Origin of the sequence: Pseudomonas sp. W15Feb9B (assembly GCF_000828175.1) — a bacterium.
GTDB classification, from domain to species: Bacteria; Pseudomonadota; Gammaproteobacteria; order Pseudomonadales; family Pseudomonadaceae; genus Aquipseudomonas; species Aquipseudomonas parakoreensis.
On the sequence record NZ_JTKF01000027.1, the window covers coordinates 50,167 to 69,948 of the forward strand.

Sequence of the window (19,782 nt, forward strand, 5' to 3'; positions counted from 1 at the left end):
GCAGCCTTCGGCAGCTCCTACATGGGAATGGTGAACATCCTGTAGGAGCTGCCGAAGGCTGCGATCTTTTGCTTTTCGCCCCACATAAAAACCCGATAGAACTTCCAGACTCGCGCCAACCTCATAGCTAACAAGCCCTCCATTCTGGTAACGACATGGACCTTGTTATCGCCCGCCCCGAAGGCTTGTACTGCCCTGCCGGGGATTTCTACATTGATCCGTGGCGCCCGGTCGAGCGCTCGGTGATCACCCATGCCCACGGCGATCACGCCCGTAACGGCAATCAGCACTACCTTGCCAGCAGCGCCAGCGAAGGGATTTTGCGCGCGCGTCTGGGTCAGGACATCAACCTGCAAACCCTCGCCTACGGCCAACGCCTGACCCACCACGGCGTGACTTTGAGTTTCCATCCGGCCGGGCATGTGCTCGGTTCGGCCCAGGTGCGTCTGGAATACGGCGGTGAAGTCTGGGTCGCGTCCGGCGACTACAAGATCGAACCCGATGGCACCTGCGCGCCGTTCGAACCGGTGCGCTGCCACACCTTTATCACCGAATCGACCTTCGGCCTGCCGATCTACCGCTGGCAGCCACAGGCGCAGGTGTTCAGCGAGATCAACCAGTGGTGGCAGGCAAACATCACGGCGGGCAAGGCCAGCGTGCTGTTCTGTTATTCATTCGGCAAGGCTCAGCGGATCCTGCATGGCATCGACGCCAGCCTCGGCCCGATCCTCAGTCACGGTGCCGTCGAGCCGCTGAACCGGGTCCACCGCGAGGCTGGCGTGTACCTACCGCCGACGATCTACGCCGGCGACATCAAAAAATCCGACCCGATCATGCGTCAGGCGCTGGTCATCGCCCCGCCCTCGGCCGGTGGCAGCACCTGGATGCGCCGGTTCGGTGATTTCAGCGACGCCTTCGCCAGCGGCTGGATGCGCCTGCGCGGCACCCGCCGGCGGCGCGGCGTGGATCGTGGTTTTGTGCTGTCGGATCACGCCGACTGGCCGGGCCTGCTCTGGGCCATCGAACAGACCGGCGCCGAACGGGTGATGGTCACCCACGGCTCGATCGGCGTGCTGGTGCGCCATCTGCGTGAACAAGGCCTGGATGCGCAAGGCTTCAACACCGAATACGGCGACGATGAAGAGGAAAACATTGACGCCGAACCTGCCATCGCCGAGGTGCAAGCATGAAAGCCTTCGCCGAGTTGTATGCCGAACTCGACGCCACCACGTCCAGCAACGCCAAACTGGCCGCCATGCAAGCCTACTTCGCCCAGGCTGCACCGCAAGACGCGGCATGGGCGGTGTACTTTCTGTCGGGCGGGCGCCCGCGACAACTGGTGCCGGTGCGCATCCTGCGCGAACTGGCGGTGGAGGTCTCGGGGTTGCAGCCGTGGCTGTTCGAGGAAAGCTATCAATCCGTCGGCGATCTGGCGGAAACCATTTCGCTGGTGCTGCCAGAAAACCTGCACAGCTCCGAGGCCGGCCTGGCCGAATGGATCGAAGACAAGCTGCTGCCGCTGCGCGGTGAGACCCCGGAGTATCTCGCCCGCCAACTGCCCGCACTGTGGGCGCAGCTGGACCGGCCGAGCCTGATGCTGTGCATCAAATTGATCACTGGCAGCTTCCGCGTCGGCGTGTCGAAACTGTTGGTCACTCGCGCGTTGGCATCGATGGCCGGCCTCGACAGCAAACGCGTGGCGCAGCGACTGGTGGGTTACACCGACCTGTCGAACCGGCCGAATGCGGCCAGCTACCTGAAACTGATCGCCCCGGAATCCGCCGACGAACACGCTCAGCGTGGCGGTCAGCCCTACCCGTTTTTCCTCGCCCATGCCTTGTCGCAATCGGTGGAGGAGTTCGAAACATTGCTGGGCCCGGCGAGCGACTGGCAGGTGGAATGGAAGTGGGATGGGATCCGCGCGCAGGTGGTCAAACGTGAGGGGCGGTTGTGGGTCTGGTCGCGCGGTGAAGAACTGGTGACCGAACGCTTTCCCGAATTCGATACGTTGATCCACGCGTTACCCGACGGCACGGTGATCGACGGCGAAATCGTGGTCTGGAAAAGTACCCATCCGAGCACCGAAGACGCCTTCGATCCGCAATCGAGCGCGCCACCAGCGGTGCAACCTTTCGCCCTGCTGCAGCAACGCATCGGCCGCAAAACCCTCGACAAGAAGATCCTCGAAGAAGTGCCGGTGGTAGTGCTCGCCTACGACTTGCTGGAGTGGCAGGGCGAAGACTGGCGCAACCGTCCGCAGGCCGAACGACGTGCGCAACTGGAGCAGGTCATCGCCCACGGTAACAACCCGGTGTTACTGGCCTCGCCGATTCTCACCGGCAGTGACTGGTTGGATCTCGCCCGGCAGCGTGAAGCCTCACGGCGACTGGGGGTCGAGGGCATGATGCTCAAGGCCCGCGACGCCCTGTATGGCGTGGGCCGGACCAAGGACATGGGCGTGTGGTGGAAGTGGAAGGTCGACCCGTTCAGCGTCGATGCGGTATTGATCTACGCCCAACGCGGCCATGGCCGGCGCGCCAGTCTGTACAGCGATTACACCTTCGCCGTGTGGGACGGCCCCCCCGAATCCAGCCAACGGGCGCTGGTGCCGTTTGCCAAGGCCTATTCGGGGCTGACCGACGAAGAGATGCGTCAGGTCGACAGCATCGTACGCAAGACCACCGTAGAAAAATTCGGCCCGGTGAGCAGCGTCAAACCGAGTATGGTGTTCGAACTGGGGTTCGAAGGGATCGCCCTGTCGCGACGGCACAAGAGCGGCATTGCCGTGCGTTTTCCGCGCATGCTGCGCTGGCGGCAGGACAAGACGGTGGATGAGGCCGACAGCCTGGCGACGTTGCAGGATTTGTTGGCCTGACCCGGTTTCCGGGGACACTGATCACATCCAACTGAATGAACTCCCTGTGGCGAGGGAGCTTGCTCCCGCTCGGCTGCGTAGCAGTCGCAAAAAAGACGGTCAGTCTGAAAAATCCTGGGGAGTGCTTCGCCCTCCAGCGGGAGCAAGCTCCCTCGCCACAATGGCTCATCCCATCACTTAAAAATGCATACCTCGACCCAACTTGGTGCAGCCTTCAACCGACGCCCGGTTCCGTGCACCAATCCCTTTCCCTCTCCCCTCCCCCAACCTTTTAAAACACTTGTTCGGGACTCTGGTTCGGAAATTGCTACTTTCTATAGGTCGTACGCGTTCCAGTAACAATAATTCTGCGCCACAAGCGCTCATATTGGTTCTTAGGGATTGAATAATGAAAAAAGCATTGCTGACCCTTTCTGCACTGGCGTTGTGCATGGCTGCCGGCTCCGCGCTGGCCAAGGAATACAAAGAGCTGCGTTTTGGCGTTGATCCTTCCTACGCACCGTTCGAGTCGAAAGCGTCCGACGGCAGCCTGGTGGGCTTCGACATCGACCTGGGCAACGCGATCTGCGCCGAGCTGAAGGTCAAGTGCAAATGGGTTGAAAGCGACTTCGACGGCATGATTCCGGGCCTCAACGCCAACAAATTCGACGGTGTGATTTCGTCGATGACCGTGACCCCGGCCCGTGAAAAGGCGATCGACTTCTCCAGCGAGCTGTTTTCCGGCCCGACTTCCTACGTGTTCAAGAAGGGTTCCGGCCTGAGCGATGACGTCGCCTCTCTCAAGGGCAAATCCGTCGGTTACGAGCAAGGCACCATCCAGGAAGCCTACGCCAAGGCCGTACTGGAGAAGGCAGGGGTGAAAATCCAGGCTTACGCCAACCAGGATCAGGTCTACGCCGACCTGAAAAACGGCCGTCTCGACGCCTCGATCCAGGACATGCTGCAAGCCGAACTGGGCTTTTTGAAGTCGCCGGATGGCGCCAACTACGAAGTCAGCAAGCCGGTCGACAGCGAATTGCTGCCAGCCAAAACCGCTGTCGGTATTAAGAAAGGTAACAAAGAGCTGAAGGCGCTTTTAGATAAAGGTATCAAAGCGTTACACGATGACGGCAAATACGCCGAGATTCAAAAGAAACACTTTGGCGATCTGAATCTGTACAGCGGTAAATAATGCCCTGGCGCCCATCACTCGATGGGCGCCTTTTCCATCCGCTCAGGTTGCTGATTTATGTTCGAAAACCTCTTACAAAATCTGGGGCTCTCCGCCTTCAGCCTCAAGGGCTTCGGTCCGTTGCTGTTGGAAGGCACCTGGATGACCATCAAATTGTCGGCGTTGTCGCTGCTGGTGGCCGTGTTGCTCGGTCTCTTGGGCGCCAGTGCCAAACTGTCGAAATCCAAACTGCTGCGCCTGCCTGCCCAGCTCTACACCACGCTGATTCGCGGCGTGCCGGATCTGGTGCTGATGCTGCTGATTTTCTACAGCCTGCAAACCTGGCTGACCGCCCTGACCGACGTCATGGAGTGGGACTACATCGAAATCGACTCTTTCACCGCCGGGGTGATCACGCTGGGCTTCATCTATGGTGCGTATTTCACCGAAACCTTCCGTGGGGCGATCCTCGCCGTACCACGCGGTCAGGTTGAAGCGGCCACCGCTTATGGCCTCAAACGTGGCCAGCGTTTTCGCTTCGTGGTGTTCCCGCAAATGATGCGCTTCGCCCTGCCAGGCATCGGCAACAACTGGATGGTGATGCTCAAGGCCACCGCACTGGTGTCGATAATCGGTCTGGCGGATCTGGTCAAAGCCGCGCAGGACGCCGGTAAAAGCACCTATCAACTGTTCTACTTCCTGGTACTCGCCGCCTTGATCTATCTGCTGATCACCAGTGCTTCGAACGTCATCCTGCGCTGGCTTGAGCGTCGTTACGCCGCCGGTGCCCGGGAGGCCGTACGATGATCGAACTCCTGCAGGAATACTGGAAACCCTTCCTTTATACCGACGGCACCAACATCACCGGACTGGCGATGACGATGTGGCTGCTCAGCGCCTCGATCTTCATCGGGTTCCTGGTGTCGATCCCGCTGTCGATTGCCCGGGTGTCCTCGCACTTCTATGTGCGCTGGCCGGTGCAGTTCTACACCTACCTGTTCCGTGGCACGCCGCTCTACATCCAGTTGCTGATCTGCTACACCGGGATCTACAGCCTGGCCGCCGTGCGCGCGCAGCCGTTGCTCGACAGTTTCTTTCGCGATGCGATGAACTGCACGATCCTCGCGTTTGCCTTGAACACCTGCGCCTACACCACGGAGATTTTCGCCGGGGCGATCCGCAGCATGAACCACGGTGAAGTCGAAGCGGCCAAGGCCTACGGTCTGACCGGCTGGAAGCTGTATGCCTACGTGATCATGCCCTCGGCGCTGCGCCGTTCGTTGCCGTATTACAGCAACGAAGTGATCCTGATGCTGCACTCGACCACCGTGGCCTTCACCGCGACCATCCCCGACATCCTGAAAGTGGCACGGGACGCCAACTCGGCGACCTACCTGACCTTCCAGTCGTTCGGCATCGCCGCGCTGATCTACCTGACCATCACCTTTGCGCTGGTCGGCCTGTTCCGCCTCGCCGAACGCCGATGGCTGGCCTTCCTCGGGCCGACCCACTAGGAAACCCTGTAATGCGACACCAGATCCATGACCTGTTGGCCCCGGTGCCGGGGACCGCACGCCAGATCCACAGCTTCCACTTCGGCCCGGAGCAGGCCCAAGGCAAGATCTACATCCAGTCCTCGCTGCATGCCGACGAAATGCCCGGCATGCTCGTGGCCTGGCACCTCAAGCAGCGCCTGGCGGAGCTGGAAGCCGCCGGGCGCCTGCGCAGTCAGATCGTGCTGGTGCCGGTGGCCAATCCGGTCGGCCTCGAACAAGTGCTGATGGACGTGCCGCTGGGCCGTTACGAGCTGGAGAGCGGGCAGAATTTCAATCGCTGGTTCGTCGACCTCAGCGAAGAAATCGGCAACGACATCGAGGGCCAACTGGGCGACGATCCGCATCGCAACCTTGAGTTGATCCGCGCCAGCCTGCGCAACGCCCTCGCCCGCCAGACGCCCGCCACACAACTGCAATCCCAGCGCCTGACCCTGCAACGGCTGGCGTGCGATGCCGACATGGTGCTGGACCTGCATTGCGATTTCGAATCGGTGGTTCACCTCTACACCACGCCCGAGGCGTGGCCGCAGGTCGAGCCGCTGGCGCGTTATATCGAAGCCCAGGCGAGCTTGCTGGCCACCGATTCCGGCGGCCAGTCGTTCGACGAATGCTTCACCCTGCTGTGGTGGCAACTGCAGGAACGCTTTGGCGAGCACTTCGAGATTCCGCTGGGCAGTTTTTCGGTGACCGTGGAGTTGCGCGGCCAGGGTGACGTCAATCACCCGATGGCCAGTCGTGACTGCCAGGCCTTGATCGATTACCTGATCCAGTTCGATGCGATCGTCGGCGAGACCCGGCCGCAACCGCCCTTGCCCTTCCCCGCAACACCGCTGGCCGGTGTCGAGCCGGTCGCGACAGCGGCCGGCGGGCTGCTGGTGTACACCGCGCAAGCCGGCCAGTACCTGCAAGCCGGGCAACAGATTGCCGAAATCATCGACCCGATCAGTGATCGGGTTACCCCCATTTGCTGCACCGCTGCCGGCGTGATGTACGCCCGCTCGCTGCGGCGCATGGCCACTGCCGGCATGGTGATCGCCCACGTGGCCGGCGCCGAAGCCTATCGCAGCGGCTATCTACTTTCGCCTTGAGGATGTCTGTCCCATGTACAAATTGACGGTTGAAGGTCTGCACAAAAGCTATGGCGACCATCAGGTACTCAAAGGCGTTTCGCTCAAGGCCAAAACCGGCGACGTGATCAGCCTGATCGGCGCCAGCGGCTCGGGCAAAAGCACCTTTTTGCGCTGCATCAACTTCCTCGAACAACCCAACGATGGCGCCATGAGCCTCGATGGCCAAGCGATCCGCATGGTCACCGACCGCCACGGCATGCACGTCGCCGACCCGAATGAACTGCAACGCCTGCGCACGCGACTGGCCATGGTGTTCCAGCACTTCAACCTGTGGAGCCACATGACCGTGCTGGAAAACATCACCATGGCCCCGCGCCGGGTGCTGGGTTGCAGCAAGCAGGAAGCGGAAGACCGCGCCCGCCGTTATCTGGATAAAGTGGGCCTGCCGGCGCGGGTTGCCGATCAGTACCCGGCGTTTCTCTCTGGCGGCCAGCAACAGCGGGTGGCGATTGCCCGGGCGCTGGCGATGGAGCCGGAAGTGATGCTGTTCGACGAACCGACCTCGGCACTCGACCCGGAGCTGGTGGGCGAAGTGCTGCGGGTGATTCAGGGGCTGGCCGAGGAAGGCCGGACGATGATCATGGTGACCCATGAAATGAGCTTCGCCCGCAAGGTCTCCAGCCAGGTGTTGTTTCTGCATCAAGGGCTGGTGGAAGAAGAAGGCGCGCCGGAAGACGTGCTGGGCAACCCGAAGAGCGAACGGCTGAAGCAGTTCCTCAGCGGAAACCTCAAGTAACCCGAATCTCCAATGTAGGAGCTGCCGCAGGCTGCGATCTTTTGATTTGCCTTTCAAGATCAAAAGATCGCAGCCTGCGGCAGCTCCTACATTGAGATTGCGGTGTTTTTAAACCTTTCGTATGTCGGCGTGGTCACTGGAAGAACACTTCCAGAGCGCGCACAACCGGCATGGCGAAATCCACCGACCTCGCAAAAACCTGGTTCAGCGTACGCAACTGGAAGCCGTTCGCCTTTCAAAAGCAGGTGTGGGCCGCCGTTAAAAAAGGTCAGTCCGGGTTGCTCCACGCCAGCACCGGCGCCGGTAAAACCTATGCAGTGTGGTTCGCCGCGCTCAACCGCTTCGCCCGTTCAGCCGCGCCCGCAGCCACGACCAGCAAACGCAAACCCCAGAGCGAACCGCTGACCGTGTTGTGGATCACGCCGATGCGCGCCCTCGCTGCCGACACCGCGCGTGCCCTGCAAGCGCCGGTCAGCGATTTGCAGATTCCGTGGAGCATCGGTCTGCGCACCGGCGACACCAGCAGCGCTGAACGCGCACGTCAGGGCCGACGCCTGCCGACTACGCTGATCACCACTCCGGAAAGCCTGACCCTGCTGCTCGCCCGCGCCGACGCACAAACCGCACTGTCGAGCCTGCGCATGATCGTCGTCGATGAATGGCACGAATTGCTCGGCAACAAACGCGGCGTACAGCTGCAACTGGCCCTCGCCCGCCTGCGCCACTGGCAACCGGAGCTGATCGTCTGGGGCGTGTCCGCGACCCTCGGCAATCAAGCCCACGCCGAACAGGTGCTGATCCCACAGGGCGGCGGCATCAGCGTGCAGGGCCAGAGCGAAAAATCACTCAAGGTCGACACCTTGATCCCGCCCGCCATCGAACGTTTTCCGTGGGCCGGGCACATCGGTCTGAAGATGCTGCCGCAGGTTGTCGCCGAACTCGACGCCTGCGCCAGCAGCCTGGTCTTCACCAACACCCGCGCGCAGTCGGAAATCTGGTATCAGGCGTTACTCGAAGCGCGGCCGGACTGGGCCGGACTGATCGCGCTGCACCACAGTTCACTGTCTCGCGAGACCCGCGACTGGGTCGAGCAAGCGTTGAAGGACGGGCAGTTGAAAGCCGTGGTCTGTACGTCAAGCCTGGATCTGGGCGTGGATTTTTTACCGGTGGAACGGGTGCTGCAAATCGGCTCGGCCAAGGGCGTGGCGCGGCTGATGCAGCGTGCAGGGCGCTCCGGACACGCGCCGGGGCGCACCTCGCGAGTGACGCTGGTGCCGACCCACAGCCTGGAGCTGATCGAAGCCGTCGCCGCACGTGATGCCGTGGCGCAACGCCACATCGAACCGCGCCTGTCGCCGCACCAACCGCTGGATGTGCTGGTGCAGCATCTGGTCAGCATGGCGCTGGGTGGTGGCTTTATTCCCGAAGAGCTGTACGAAGAAGTGCGTGGTGCCTGGGCTTATCGAGACCTGACGCTGGCGAACTGGGCCTGGGCGCTGGCGTTCGTACGTCACGGCGGGCTTTCTCTGACGGCCTATCCGGATTACCGCCGGGTCGAACCGGATGAACACGGTGTCTGGCGCGTCCCCGATGCACGGCTCGCCCGCCGCCATCGCATGAGCATCGGCACCATCGTCAGCGACGCGAGCATTAATCTGAAATTCTGGAGCAAGGGTGGGGGTGGCAAGCAGTTAGGCAGTGTCGAGGAAGGCTTTATCGCGCGGCTGAAACCGGGCGATGGCTTTCTCTTTGCTGGGCGCCTGCTGGAGTTGGTGCGGGTGGAGAACATGACCGCGTACGTCAAACGCAGCACCGCGAAAAAAGCCGCCGTGCCGCGCTGGAATGGCGGGCGGATGCCGCTTTCCAACGAGCTGGCCGCCGCCGTGGTCAGTCGCTTCACAGCGGCCGCGCGGGGTGAGTTCGCCGGCCCGGAAATGCAGGCGCTGCAACCGTTGCTGCAAACCCAGGCGCGCTGGTCGGGTCTGCCCACCTCCGACAGTCTGTTGGCGGAGGTACTGAAATCACGCGAAGGCTGGCACCTTTTCCTCTACCCGTTTGCCGGGCGCCAGGTGCATCTGGGGCTCGCCAGCCTGCTGGCTTGGCGCATGAGCCAGCGCCAGCCGCTGACGTTTTCGATTGCGGTCAATGATTACGGATTGGAGTTGCTCAGCGCCACACCGGTCGATTGGTCCGGGCAATTCGATGCAGCGCTGCTCAGCCCCGAGCATCTGCTGCGCGACGTGCTCGCCAGCCTGAATGCCGGGGAGCTGGCGTTGCGGCGCTTTCGCGAAATTGCGCGGATCGCCGGGCTGGTGTTCGCCGGCTATCCCGGCGCGCCGAAAAGTACCCGTCAGGTACAGGCCTCCAGCGGATTGTTCTTCGAGGTGTTCAAGCAATACGACGCCGACAACCTGCTGCTGGCCCAGGCCGGGGAAGAAGTCCTGCGCGAAGAACTGGATATTCGTCGTCTGGAACAGACATTGGAGCGAATCAACCGGATGAAACTGGACATGCACCTGATCAAACGGCCTACACCGCTGGGCTTTCCATTGCTGGTGGAGCGCATGCGCGAAAGCATGAGCTCGGAAAAACTCGCCGACCGCATCCGGCGCATGGTCGGTGATCTGGAGCAATCCGCCGACAAGGGTCAAGCCTCATGAGTGCAGCCTATCCCGTGCGCCTGGCCGGCGAGGAACTCTGGCTGCTGCCGGAAAAGGCTCTGTACTGGCCGGCGCAGCAAGCGCTGCTGATCGCCGATGTGCATTTCGGCAAGGCTGCGGCGTACCGCAGCCTCGGCCAGCCAGTGCCACAAGGCACCACGACGGCGAACATCGAAGTGCTCGACCGCTTGCTGGCGAGGCTGCCCTGCCGGCAGCTGCTTTTCCTCGGTGACTTTCTGCACGGTCCCGGTTCGCATGCGGCGGGCACGCTCAATGCCTTGGCCGAATGGCGCGCACGTCACGCGGATCTGCCGATGACACTGATTCGCGGCAACCACGACAAACACGCTGGGGATCCGCCGGCGGCACTGAATATTCGCGTGGTTCCGGAACCGATGCTGCTCGGGCCGTTTGCCTTGCAACATGAACCCGACCCGCACCCGGAACGGCATGTGCTGGCCGGGCACGTGCATCCCGTCTATCGGCTTAACGGCAAAGGGCGGCAGCGTTTGCGTCTGGCGTGTTTCCGGCTGGGCGAGGGTTTGAGCCTGCTGCCAGCGTTTGGCGCGTTTACCGGCGGCTTTGCGGTGGAGAAGGATGACACCTGCAGGATTTTCGTCGTCGGCGACAACGAAATATGGCCGGTCATCTGAGGTAAAGGGCACACCTCGGCCAACTGGCCATTATCGGGCAGCGGCTCAAGCCACTGGCGCGGGTGGCGGCTCGTCCGGCAGCGTCGGCTCGCCCGGTTCGGTCGGTTGTTCGTTGGGCGTATCGGGATCAGGCTGACCGGGAATGCCGCCAGCCATATGGAAAGCCGGGTGTGCCAACAATGACCAGGCCAAAACGCCAACCTGATTGGGCTCAAGCCTTGCCAGTTGGGCGGTGATATGCGGATCGATCTTCATGCAACCTCCTCGGCGAAGGCCCGTTTTGCCAGAAGCAAAAACGGGCAGTACACCCCATAGAGTGTCTGCCCGCCAAAGAATTCCCGCGAACTGCCGGACGGATCAGGTACGCGGCAGGGTCACGCCACGCTGGCCTTGATACTTGCCGCCGCGATCCTTATAGGAAACTTCGCATTGTTCGTCGGATTCGAGGAACAGCATTTGCGCCACGCCTTCGTTGGCGTAAATCTTCGCCGGCAGGTTGGTGGTGTTGGAAAACTCCAGGGTCACATGACCTTCCCACTCAGGCTCGAGCGGGGTGACGTTGACGATGATGCCGCAACGCGCATAGGTGCTTTTACCCAGGCAGATGGTCAATACGTTGCGCGGAATGCGGAAGTATTCGACGGTGCTGGCCAGGGCAAAGGAGTTCGGCGGAATGATGCAGACATCGCTGTGAATGTCGACAAAGCTGCCGGCGTCGAAGTTTTTCGGGTCGACGATCGCCGAGTTGATGTTGGTGAACACCTTGAAATGGTTGGTGCAGCGCACATCGTAGCCGTAGCTCGACACACCGTAGGAGATCACACGGCTGTCGTCGCTGCCGCGCACCTGGCGCTCGACGAAAGGCTCGATCATGCCGTGTTCCTGCGCCATGCGGCGAATCCACTTGTCCGATTTGATGCTCATGGCGGGTGTCCTGAATAGCGAGGTGGAAAAAATCTGTCCGGCATCTTACCGGGCGCGCCGCCGGGTTCAAAGTGTGCGCTGCAATTCTCGGCGAACACGCTGGAAATACGCGCCCTGGCGACGAAGCGTCACACCGCCGATCCTTAAAACAGAGAAACCTTCGCAAGAAGCATTGGCACGTTCCGGAAAAAGGGTTAAGGTGGCGCCACTGTGCTGCTTGTGTCACTGAGAATCTCTACACGATATGTTGAATTTCGATCCAACCATCTACAAGAATTTTTCCTGCTCTTTGCACTCAGTCTCGGCCAGGGTTCTTCCTGAGTCGCAGTTATCTTTGTTCAAGGAGTTACACCATGTCTAATCGCCAAACCGGTACCGTTAAGTGGTTCAACGATGAAAAAGGCTTCGGCTTCATCACTCCACAATCCGGTGACGACCTGTTCGTTCACTTCAAAGCTATCCAATCCGACGGCTTCAAAAGCCTGAAAGAAGGCCAACAGGTTTCTTTCATCGCTACCCGCGGTCAGAAAGGCATGCAAGCTGAAGAAGTACAAGTTATCTAACTTGTAGCTTCTTTAGAAAAGAGCCCCGCCCTCAAAAGCGGGGCTTTTTTGTGGGTGTCTGTTTTCCAGACGCAAAAAAAGATCGCAGCCTGCGGCAGCGCCTGCAGGATAAATACCATTCCCCTGTAGGCGCTGCCGCAGGCTGCGATCTTTTGCTTGTGCCTTACCAGGCCACGCCAAACCCTGCGGTATAGCGGGTCTTGTTCAAATCTGCGTCTTTCGTGCCACTGATGATGTCGCGCTCGGCCTTGAGATTGAGCGACGCCCAGTCGGTGACCTTGTAACGCAGGCCCATCTCGGCATCCAGCGCGTAGTTGGCCACGTCCGACAGCGGCTTGCCCAGTTCGCCGTTGGTGAAGAACTCGACCTTCTTGCCGATCAGGTAGCGGTTGTAATCCCACTTCATCGCGACCGAATAGAAATTGTCCTTGCCGCCATCGCTGTACTCGTAATCGGTGCGGTTGAGCAGCGAGCCGAGCGAGAACGCCCCCAGCTCGTCGTCCCAGAACTGGTAACCCGGACCGGTACCGACCACGCGCTGACGTGACAGCTCTTCAACGTAATCACGCTTGTAGTTCAGGCGCCCCTGCCAGAACCACTTGTCGGTGAGGAAACGGTCGAGCGCGTATTCAGCGCGCCAGTTATTGGTGGTGACTGCGTCGTCCTGCACTTCGCGGTTGTATTCGCCCTCGGCAGTGTGCCGCCAGCGACCATGACGTGCGGTGGTCTTGAAGTCGATGTCGTAATCGTCGGTGTCCTTTTCCGCCCGCTGATAGTCCATCGCCAGGCCGATATTGCCTTTCCACACCAGATCTTCGACCACCGGTTTTGGTTTGAGAATCTGCTGGATACTCGCCAGCTCGACGGTTCTCGGCGCCTCGCCGTTGGCCAGAGTGACCTTGCCGTCATCGGCGGCGGTCAGCGACTTGGCCTTTTCACCGTTGTAGGCGTCCTGTTTCACCAGCAGTTCCTGATCGCTCTGCAGGGTCTTGACCTCTTTCCAGTCAATGGTGACCGCACCCGCGTACTGGGTCTGAATCAGCAATTTGCCGCCATCGAAAACGGAAATCTTGCCGCTCAATTTGTCACCGTTCTTCAACCAGACGGTGTCGGCAAGCAGGGGCGTGGATGCACTGAAAACAGCAAGGCACAGCAGGGTTCTGGACAGCATAAGCAGTTCAAGGGCTCAAGTTTGCGAAAAAAGGTCGGCATTATCCGTAGGAATAAGACCCTGACAAGGACTGACCGGACGATTTCCATTGAGTTCATTTCTCATCTGGCCGACGAGCGATTACGCTTAAGCCCATCCACACGACCGATGTTCAGGAACCGCACCGGTGAAAGAGCCGAACCCTCCCGATGAAAGCGAAGCGCAAATCCGACGCACGGCGCTTTATTCCACCCTTGCCCAAGTACCTGAAGGCAAAGTGGTCAGCTATGGTCAGCTGGCCGAACTCGCGGGTCTGGGGCGCGCCGCCCGCTGGGTCGGCCGGACCCTCAGCCAACTACCCGGCGATACCAGACTGCCGTGGCACCGGGTATTGGGTGCCGGCGGTCGGATCAGCCTGCCGCCGGGCAGCCCCTCGGGAGACGAACAACGGGCACGATTACGTTCTGAAGGCGTCACCATCCTGAACAATCGTGTGGATATTCAGCGCCATGGCTGGCGTCCGATAGAGCACAGCGGTTAGAGTGCGCGCTTTGTTTTCGCAATCTTGAGGCAGACTTCAGCCCATGCCCCGTAAAACCTGGCGCGCCGCGCTAGCCGCCTATGCCAGTCCTTCGACGCTCGTGCTGTTGTTGCTCGGTTTTGCTGCCGGCCTGCCGTACATGCTGGTGTTTTCGACGCTGTCCGTCTGGCTGCGTGAAGCCGGCGTTGCCCGTGAAACCATCGGCTACGCCAGCCTGATCGGCCTGGCCTACGCCTTCAAATGGGTCTGGTCACCGCTGCTCGACCAATGGCGCCTGCCTTTATTGGGCAAGCTGGGCCGCCGCCGTTCGTGGCTGGTACTCTCGCAGTCGTTAGTGATTCTGGGCCTGATCGGCATGGGCTTCTGTGATCCGCAGAAACACCTCTCCTGGCTGATCGCCATTGCCGTCATCGTCGCCTTTGCCTCCGCCACCCAGGATATCGCGGTCGACGCCTATCGCTTGGAAATCGCCGACGACAGCCGTCAGGCCGCACTGGCCGCCAGTTACATGTCCGGCTATCGCGTCGCCGCCCTGCTGGCCACGGCGGGCGCGCTGTTCTTCGCCGAGGGCTTCGGCTCCACCGGCTTCAACTATCAACATTCAGCCTGGACCGGCACCTACGCCCTGTTCGGGGTGTTGATGGTCCCTGCCCTGCTGACCTCGCTGCTGATGCGCGAACCGCCCGTGCCATTGCGCACGCAGTTGCAGGCCGGTCGCTACAGCTTCGTCCATCAACTGGCCTCGGTATTCGTGCTGATCGTGTTGCTGGTGTCGGTTCCGGCGATGTTCACCCAGCTCTACAACACCGATTTCGCCAGCGTACTCTTCGGTCAGATGAGTCCGCTCGACCTGCTGCTCGAAGACCGCGCCTTCCTGCGTGCCATCCTCTATACCCTGCTCACCGGCCTGTGCCTGTCGACCATGGGCCGTCGCGGCCTGGCGCCAGTACTGACCCCGGTCAACGACTTCATCCTGCGCTACCGCTGGCAGGCGTTGCTGTTACTTGGACTGATCGCCACCTACCGGATGTCCGACACGGTGATGGGCGTGATGGCCAACGTGTTCTACATCGACCAGGGCTTCACCAAGGATCAGATCGCCAGCGTCAGCAAGATCTTTGGCCTGATCATGACCCTGGTTGGCGCCGGCATGGGCGGCCTGCTGATTGTGCGCTTCGGTATCCTGCCGATTCTGTTCATCGGTGGCGCGGCTTCGGCGGCGACCAACCTGCTGTTCGTGATGCTGGCCGACATGGGGCCGAACCTGCAGATGCTGGTGGTGACCATCTCCCTCGACAACTTCAGTTCCGGGCTCGCGACCTCGGCGTTCGTCGCCTACCTGTCGAGCCTGACCAACCTCAAGTTTTCGGCCACGCAGTACGCCCTGCTCAGTTCGATCATGCTGTTGCTACCGCGCCTGATGGGCGGTTACTCCGGTGTCATGGTCGAGAAGTTCGGTTACCACAACTTCTTCATGATCACCGCGCTGCTCGGGGTGCCGACGCTGGTGCTGATTGCCCTGCACTGGTTCCAGGAAAATCGCCGCGCGGGCCCGACGCCAACGCCCGAGCCTGCACCGACCTCCGTCGTCGAAGAGTCGTAGGACATTTCAGATACGGCGGGAGGATTCCCGCCGTCGAGCCTCACCGCCAAGCGCAATCCTGTACGTCGGCAAATCTCGCCGGTACACTGCTCCGTCATTTCCAGTCATAGCAACCGACAACGGCCAACCATGCGCACCAGTCAATTTTTGCTCGCCACACAGAAAGAAACGCCTTCCGATGCGGTCGTCGTCAGCCACCAACTGATGCTGCGCGCCGGCATGATCCGCAAACTCGCTTCGGGCCTGTACACTTGGCTGCCGATGGGCTTGCGGGTAATGCGCAAGGTTGAAGCCATCGTTCGCGAAGAAATGAACGCTGCCGGTTCTCTTGAAGTGTTGATGCCGAGCACCCAACCGGCCGAGCTGTGGCAGGAATCGGGGCGCTGGGAAGAATACGGCCCTGAGCTGCTGCGCATCAAAGACCGCCACGGTCGCGACTTCTGCGCGGGCCCTACCCACGAAGAAGTGATCACCGATCTGATGCGCAACGAGTTGAGCAGCTACAAGCAGCTGCCGATCAACCTGTACCAGATCCAGACCAAATTCCGTGACGAAATCCGCCCACGCTTCGGCTTGATGCGTGGCCGTGAATTCATCATGAAGGACGCCTACTCGTTCCACGCCGATCAGGCTTCGCTGCAGGTCACCTACGACCGCATGCATCAGGCGTACTGCAACGTGTTCACCCGCCTGGGCCTGAAATTCCGTCCGGTTGAGGCCGACAACGGTTCGATCGGCGGCGCTGGCTCCCACGAGTTCCACGTACTGGCCGAGTCCGGCGAAGACGACATCGTCTTCAGCAACGGCTCCGACTACGCGGCGAACATCGAGAAAGCCGAAGCCGTGCCACGGGAAACCTCGCGTCCAGCACCAGCGGAAGAGCTGCGCCTGGTCGACACCCCGGACACCAAGACCATTGCCGCGCTGGTGGAAAAATTCAATCTGCCGATTGAAAAGACCATCAAGACCCTGATCGTCCACGCCGAAGAGCCAGGCAAGCTGATTGCGCTGATCATCCGTGGCGACCACGAGCTCAACGAAATCAAGGCTGCCAACCAGCCAGGCGTGGCCAGCCCGCTGGTGATGGCTTCCGATGCCGAACTGCGTGACGCCATTGGCGCCGGCGCCGGTTCCCTCGGCCCGCTGAACCTGCCGCTGCCGATTATCATCGACCGCTCGGTCGAGCTGATGAGCGACTTCGGCATCGGTGCGAACATCGACGACAAGCACTACTTCGGCGTGAACTGGGAGCGCGATCTGCCGGTTCCAACCGTCGCCGACCTGCGTAACGTCGTGGCCGGTGACCCAAGCCCGGACGGCAAAGGCACCCTGGAAATCAAGCGCGGCATCGAAGTCGGGCACATCTTCCAGCTGGGCAACAAGTACAGCAAGGCGATGAAGTGCGAAGTGCTGGGCGAGAACGGCAAGCCGGTCACCCTGGAAATGGGTTGCTACGGTATCGGCGTATCCCGCGTGGTCGCTGCCGCCATCGAGCAGAACAACGACGACAAAGGCATCATCTGGAGCGACACCCTGGCGCCGTTCCAGATCGCCCTGGTACCGCTGCGCTATGAAACCGAGCAGGTGCGCGAAGCCACTGACAAGCTGTACGCAGAACTGACGGCGGCCGGTTTCGAAGTGCTGCTGGACGATCGCGACAAGAAAACCAGCCCGGGCATCAAGTTCGCGGACATGGAGCTGATCGGCATTCCTCACCGGATCGTGGTCAGTGACCGCGGCCTCGCCGAAGGCAACCTGGAATACAAGAGCCGCACCGAGGCCGAAGCGCAAGCGCTGCCGGTCGCCGATGTGCTGTCCTTCCTTCAGGCCCGTATCCGCCGCTGAATCCAGATAGAGACCTCATGTTCAAGCGAAACACCTTGGGCCTCGGTGGCGCCGCCTTGTGCGGCGCCCTGCTGGTCAGCGGCTGCGCCAATCAGATGTCACAGCGCAGCGAGCACGAAGAGCGGGTCGAGCGCAAACTGCTCGACCACAGCCTGCAGATCGATGTCGGTGAGCCTAAGGTGCTCGAGCTGCCGCAACGACGTGTGAAGATCAACGAACAGAAGACCTTCGAAGTCACCGAGTTCGAAGTCACACGCCGTTACGACCGCTACACGCCTTACCAGCCCTGGCGCGAAATCTATGAGATTCCGTTGGGTGCAGTGGCGGTGGTCGCTGGTATCGGTGCCAATGTGGTCAACGTGTTCGCTTTGGGCAATCTGCCGGACAGCGTGACCAAGGACTGGCTGAACTACGGCATTGCCGGGGTCAACCCGTTCATGAACGTGCAGTCTCACGGTCGTGCACAACAGAACCTGGCCGGTATCGATGAAGTCCAGCGCGACAAGCGCACGGAATATTCGAGCCTGCCGTGGAGCGAGCGCCCGGTGCAGGTCAAGGCCGGCAAGCAGACCTTCGACATGACCACTGACCGCAACGGCGTGCTGCGCCTGAACCTGCTGGACAGTCCGTTCGCCGAAAATGACCTGAATCACATCGGCAAACTGCAGATCAGCGTCGAAGACGGCAAGGATGACGTGCACAGCGATTCGTCCCTGGCGATCAGCAGTCATTTGCGCAGCAAGTTGCTCGAAGCCCACGGGTTGATTTATGACGATCTGGAAGACGACGAAGTGAGCCAATGGGTCCACCGAGTCAAGCGCCTGTCGGAGCTGGGTCTGGAAGAAGAAGCCAGCGAACTGGAGCAAAGCCTGATCGAACTGACGCGTAACGATCCTGAATTGCAGGCCGAGTTTCTCAAGTCGCTGACCAAGGATGCCGGGCGCCTGGTGGCTGATCCAGGACCGAATTAAGCCTTAAAAGATCGCAGCCTGCGGCAGCTCCTACAGGGAACGCATTCCAATGTAGGAGCTGCCGCAGGCTGCGATCTTTTGACTCTTAACGCTCAAACAACTCCATCTGCTCAAACCCGCCGCGCAAATCCTCCAGCCGGACCCCCACGCCCAACAACCGCACCGGTTTCCCGCCACGATTGAATGCCTGCGTCAGCATCAACTGATAACTGCCCAGATCGCGCCCTGCCCCGGCCTGCTCCAATGTGGTCTGGGTAAAGTCATGAAACTTCACTTTGACGAACGGCTTGCCCGGCCGATAACTGCTGTCGATCCGTTCCATGCGGGTTTTCAGGGTGTCCAGCAGCTCCGGCAGTTTGTCGAGGCAACTGCGCAGATCCGGCAGATCGACGTCGTAGGTGTTTTCCACGCTGATTGACTGACGGCGACTGTCGTTATGCACCAGCCGATCATCAATCCCACGGGCCAGACTCCAGAGTCGCTCACCGAAACTGCCGAATTCGCGCACCAGCGCCAATTTGTCCCACTCGCGCAGTTGCAGGCAATCGACGATGCCGAGCTTGCCCAGCTTGTCCGCGGTGACTTTGCCGACGCCGTGCAACTTGCTCACCGGCAAACCGCTGACGAAATCTTCCACCTGATCCGGAGTAATGACGAACAGCCCGTTGGGCTTCTTCCAGTCACTGGCGATCTTGGCCAGAAACTTGTTCGGCGCCACACCCGCAGACACGGTGATGTGCAACTGATTGGATACGCGCCGGCGGATATCCTGAGCGATACGCGTGGCGCTGCCGCCAAAATGCGCGCTGTCGGAGACGTCGAGATAGGCTTCGTCCAGCGACAGCGGTTCTATCAGGTCGGTGTAATCGCGAAAGATCGTATGAATTTCCTTAGAGGCTTCGCGATAGGCGTCCATGCGTGGCTTGACGATGGTCAGGTCGGGGCACAGCTTCAAGGCGTGTCCGGATGACATTGCCGAGCGCACACCATAGGCCCGCGCTTCATAGTTGCAGGTTGCAATCACTCCACGCCGATCCGCCGACCCACCCACCGCCAATGGCTTGCCGGCCAGGTTCGGGTCGTCGCGCATCTCGATGGCGGCGTAGAAACAATCGCAGTCGACGTGGATGATTTTTCGTTGAGTCATGACAGAAAAGGAAACATGGCGAGCCGGATCCGCAGTATCTCACTGACACCTGTATATAGCACCAGTGGTCTGAATGTTCTTTTCAGTTTGTAGGACAACGACAATGAATTTATTTTCTCAATCGAAAATCATTGGCCGATAGAGCTGAAAGCCTTGTCCCACCTGCCCTGCGTCCCTTCTCCCGCCCTGCAAAAAGCGCTAAGCGATTGAACAGGAACAGATTTATCCAGATTCAAGGTTGACACTCCGGTGATCCTCTGTAGAATGCCGCCACACAG

General features: G+C 60.6%; 18 protein-coding genes. 14 read left to right on the forward strand and 4 right to left on the reverse strand.

All coding sequences use genetic code 11. From position 1 onward, the window contains the following. Positions 1-155: 155 nt before the first annotated feature. From OC71_RS15185 to pdeM, 9 genes are all read left to right on the forward strand, one after another. On the forward strand, positions 156-1,190 hold the full coding sequence (locus OC71_RS15185) for a ligase-associated DNA damage response exonuclease (RefSeq protein ID WP_041070633.1): 1,035 nt from the start codon (positions 156-158) through the stop codon (positions 1,188-1,190). Next, positions 1,187-2,875 carry an ATP-dependent DNA ligase gene (locus OC71_RS15190; protein WP_041070634.1) on the forward strand — a complete coding sequence of 563 codons (1,689 nt, stop codon included), beginning with the start codon at positions 1,187-1,189 and terminating at the stop codon, positions 2,873-2,875. Before OC71_RS15185 ends, OC71_RS15190 begins: the two co-directional genes overlap by 4 nt. Positions 2,876-3,263: 388 nt before the next feature. After that, entirely contained in the window at positions 3,264-4,046 is a 783-nt protein-coding gene (locus tag OC71_RS15195) for a transporter substrate-binding domain-containing protein (protein ID WP_041070636.1), read from the forward strand. Positions 4,047-4,103: 57 nt separating this feature from the next. After that, positions 4,104-4,832 (forward strand): ABC transporter permease, encoded by a 729-nt coding sequence (locus OC71_RS15200; RefSeq protein ID WP_003222319.1) that lies wholly within the window; start codon positions 4,104-4,106, stop codon positions 4,830-4,832. Continuing rightward, positions 4,829-5,539 carry an ABC transporter permease gene (locus tag OC71_RS15205; protein WP_041070638.1) on the forward strand — a complete coding sequence of 237 codons (711 nt, stop codon included), beginning with the start codon at positions 4,829-4,831 and terminating at the stop codon, positions 5,537-5,539. Before OC71_RS15200 ends, OC71_RS15205 begins: the two co-directional genes overlap by 4 nt. A gap of 11 nt (positions 5,540-5,550) precedes the next feature. Further along, positions 5,551-6,669: a succinylglutamate desuccinylase/aspartoacylase family protein gene (locus OC71_RS15210; RefSeq protein WP_041070640.1), complete on the forward strand. Its 1,119-nt coding sequence runs from the start codon at positions 5,551-5,553 to the stop codon at positions 6,667-6,669. A 13-nt stretch (positions 6,670-6,682) separates the two neighbouring features. Then, positions 6,683-7,447, forward strand: coding sequence for an ABC transporter ATP-binding protein (locus OC71_RS15215; RefSeq protein WP_003222314.1), 765 nt, complete (start codon positions 6,683-6,685; stop codon positions 7,445-7,447). Between the two features lie 170 nt (positions 7,448-7,617). Further along, a complete protein-coding gene (locus tag OC71_RS15220; RefSeq protein ID WP_041070642.1) occupies positions 7,618-10,107 on the forward strand; it encodes a ligase-associated DNA damage response DEXH box helicase in 2,490 nt (829 codons plus the stop codon). Further along, entirely contained in the window at positions 10,104-10,760 is a 657-nt protein-coding gene (gene pdeM, locus OC71_RS15225; RefSeq protein WP_041070644.1) for a ligase-associated DNA damage response endonuclease PdeM, read from the forward strand. The genes OC71_RS15220 and pdeM overlap by 4 nt, the downstream gene beginning before the upstream one ends. A gap of 45 nt (positions 10,761-10,805) precedes the next feature. Here the strand turns inward: pdeM and OC71_RS15230 are convergent, their stop codons facing one another. Next, on the reverse strand, positions 10,806-11,015 hold the full coding sequence (locus OC71_RS15230) for a hypothetical protein (protein WP_027614346.1): 210 nt from the start codon (positions 11,013-11,015) through the stop codon (positions 10,806-10,808). A 102-nt stretch (positions 11,016-11,117) separates the two neighbouring features. After that, positions 11,118-11,684 carry a dCTP deaminase gene (gene dcd, locus OC71_RS15235; RefSeq protein ID WP_003222308.1) on the reverse strand — a complete coding sequence of 189 codons (567 nt, stop codon included), beginning with the start codon at positions 11,682-11,684 and terminating at the stop codon, positions 11,118-11,120. Positions 11,685-12,037: 353 nt separating this feature from the next. On the opposite strand from dcd, the gene OC71_RS15240 reads away from it, so the two are divergent. Next, positions 12,038-12,247 carry a cold-shock protein gene (locus OC71_RS15240; RefSeq protein WP_002554837.1) on the forward strand — a complete coding sequence of 70 codons (210 nt, stop codon included), beginning with the start codon at positions 12,038-12,040 and terminating at the stop codon, positions 12,245-12,247. A gap of 163 nt (positions 12,248-12,410) precedes the next feature. On the opposite strand, the gene OC71_RS15245 is transcribed toward OC71_RS15240, so the two are convergent. Beyond that, complete coding sequence (locus tag OC71_RS15245) at positions 12,411-13,418, reverse strand: DUF481 domain-containing protein (protein WP_041070716.1); 1,008 nt, start codon at positions 13,416-13,418, stop codon at positions 12,411-12,413. 166 nt (positions 13,419-13,584) lie between these two features. Here OC71_RS15245 and OC71_RS15250 point away from each other — a divergent pair, with 166 nt between their 5' ends. The 4 genes from OC71_RS15250 to OC71_RS15265 all read left to right on the forward strand — a co-directional run bounded on the left by OC71_RS15250 (position 13,585) and on the right by OC71_RS15265 (position 18,357). Next, positions 13,585-13,938, forward strand: a complete 354-nt coding sequence (locus tag OC71_RS15250; protein WP_041070719.1) for an MGMT family protein — start codon at positions 13,585-13,587, stop codon at positions 13,936-13,938. A 43-nt stretch (positions 13,939-13,981) separates the two neighbouring features. Continuing rightward, positions 13,982-15,541 carry an AmpG family muropeptide MFS transporter gene (locus tag OC71_RS15255; RefSeq protein WP_041070722.1) on the forward strand — a complete coding sequence of 520 codons (1,560 nt, stop codon included), beginning with the start codon at positions 13,982-13,984 and terminating at the stop codon, positions 15,539-15,541. 129 nt (positions 15,542-15,670) lie between these two features. Next, positions 15,671-17,386 (forward strand): proline--tRNA ligase, encoded by a 1,716-nt coding sequence (locus OC71_RS15260; RefSeq protein WP_041070725.1) that lies wholly within the window; start codon positions 15,671-15,673, stop codon positions 17,384-17,386. A gap of 17 nt (positions 17,387-17,403) precedes the next feature. After that, positions 17,404-18,357, forward strand: a complete 954-nt coding sequence (locus tag OC71_RS15265) for a hypothetical protein (protein WP_027614341.1) — start codon at positions 17,404-17,406, stop codon at positions 18,355-18,357. 85 nt (positions 18,358-18,442) lie between these two features. Here the strand turns inward: OC71_RS15265 and dinB are convergent, their stop codons facing one another. Further along, positions 18,443-19,504 (reverse strand): DNA polymerase IV, encoded by a 1,062-nt coding sequence (gene dinB / locus OC71_RS15270; RefSeq protein WP_041070728.1) that lies wholly within the window; start codon positions 19,502-19,504, stop codon positions 18,443-18,445. Positions 19,505-19,782: the final 278 nt, after the last annotated feature.

What these genes read in the sequence shown, in the direction of transcription:
- OC71_RS15265 (WP_027614341.1), top strand. Translation starts at nt 17,404, where the DNA reads ATGTTCAAGCGAAACACCTTGGGCCTCGGTGGCGCCGCCTTGTGCGGC.
- OC71_RS15245 (WP_041070716.1), bottom strand. Translation starts at nt 13,418, where the DNA reads ATGCTGTCCAGAACCCTGCTGTGCCTTGCTGTTTTCAGTGCATCCACG.
- OC71_RS15195 (WP_041070636.1), top strand. Translation starts at nt 3,264, where the DNA reads ATGAAAAAAGCATTGCTGACCCTTTCTGCACTGGCGTTGTGCATGGCT.
- OC71_RS15230 (WP_027614346.1), bottom strand. Translation starts at nt 11,015, where the DNA reads ATGAAGATCGATCCGCATATCACCGCCCAACTGGCAAGGCTTGAGCCC.
- pdeM (WP_041070644.1), top strand. Translation starts at nt 10,104, where the DNA reads ATGAGTGCAGCCTATCCCGTGCGCCTGGCCGGCGAGGAACTCTGGCTG.
- OC71_RS15185 (WP_041070633.1), top strand. Translation starts at nt 156, where the DNA reads ATGGACCTTGTTATCGCCCGCCCCGAAGGCTTGTACTGCCCTGCCGGG.
- OC71_RS15200 (WP_003222319.1), top strand. Translation starts at nt 4,104, where the DNA reads ATGTTCGAAAACCTCTTACAAAATCTGGGGCTCTCCGCCTTCAGCCTC.
- OC71_RS15240 (WP_002554837.1), top strand. Translation starts at nt 12,038, where the DNA reads ATGTCTAATCGCCAAACCGGTACCGTTAAGTGGTTCAACGATGAAAAA.
- OC71_RS15215 (WP_003222314.1), top strand. Translation starts at nt 6,683, where the DNA reads ATGTACAAATTGACGGTTGAAGGTCTGCACAAAAGCTATGGCGACCAT.
- dinB (WP_041070728.1), bottom strand. Translation starts at nt 19,504, where the DNA reads ATGACTCAACGAAAAATCATCCACGTCGACTGCGATTGTTTCTACGCC.
- OC71_RS15210 (WP_041070640.1), top strand. Translation starts at nt 5,551, where the DNA reads ATGCGACACCAGATCCATGACCTGTTGGCCCCGGTGCCGGGGACCGCA.
- dcd (WP_003222308.1), bottom strand. Translation starts at nt 11,684, where the DNA reads ATGAGCATCAAATCGGACAAGTGGATTCGCCGCATGGCGCAGGAACAC.
- OC71_RS15255 (WP_041070722.1), top strand. Translation starts at nt 13,982, where the DNA reads ATGCCCCGTAAAACCTGGCGCGCCGCGCTAGCCGCCTATGCCAGTCCT.
- OC71_RS15205 (WP_041070638.1), top strand. Translation starts at nt 4,829, where the DNA reads ATGATCGAACTCCTGCAGGAATACTGGAAACCCTTCCTTTATACCGAC.
- OC71_RS15260 (WP_041070725.1), top strand. Translation starts at nt 15,671, where the DNA reads ATGCGCACCAGTCAATTTTTGCTCGCCACACAGAAAGAAACGCCTTCC.
- OC71_RS15220 (WP_041070642.1), top strand. Translation starts at nt 7,618, where the DNA reads ATGGCGAAATCCACCGACCTCGCAAAAACCTGGTTCAGCGTACGCAAC.
- OC71_RS15190 (WP_041070634.1), top strand. Translation starts at nt 1,187, where the DNA reads ATGAAAGCCTTCGCCGAGTTGTATGCCGAACTCGACGCCACCACGTCC.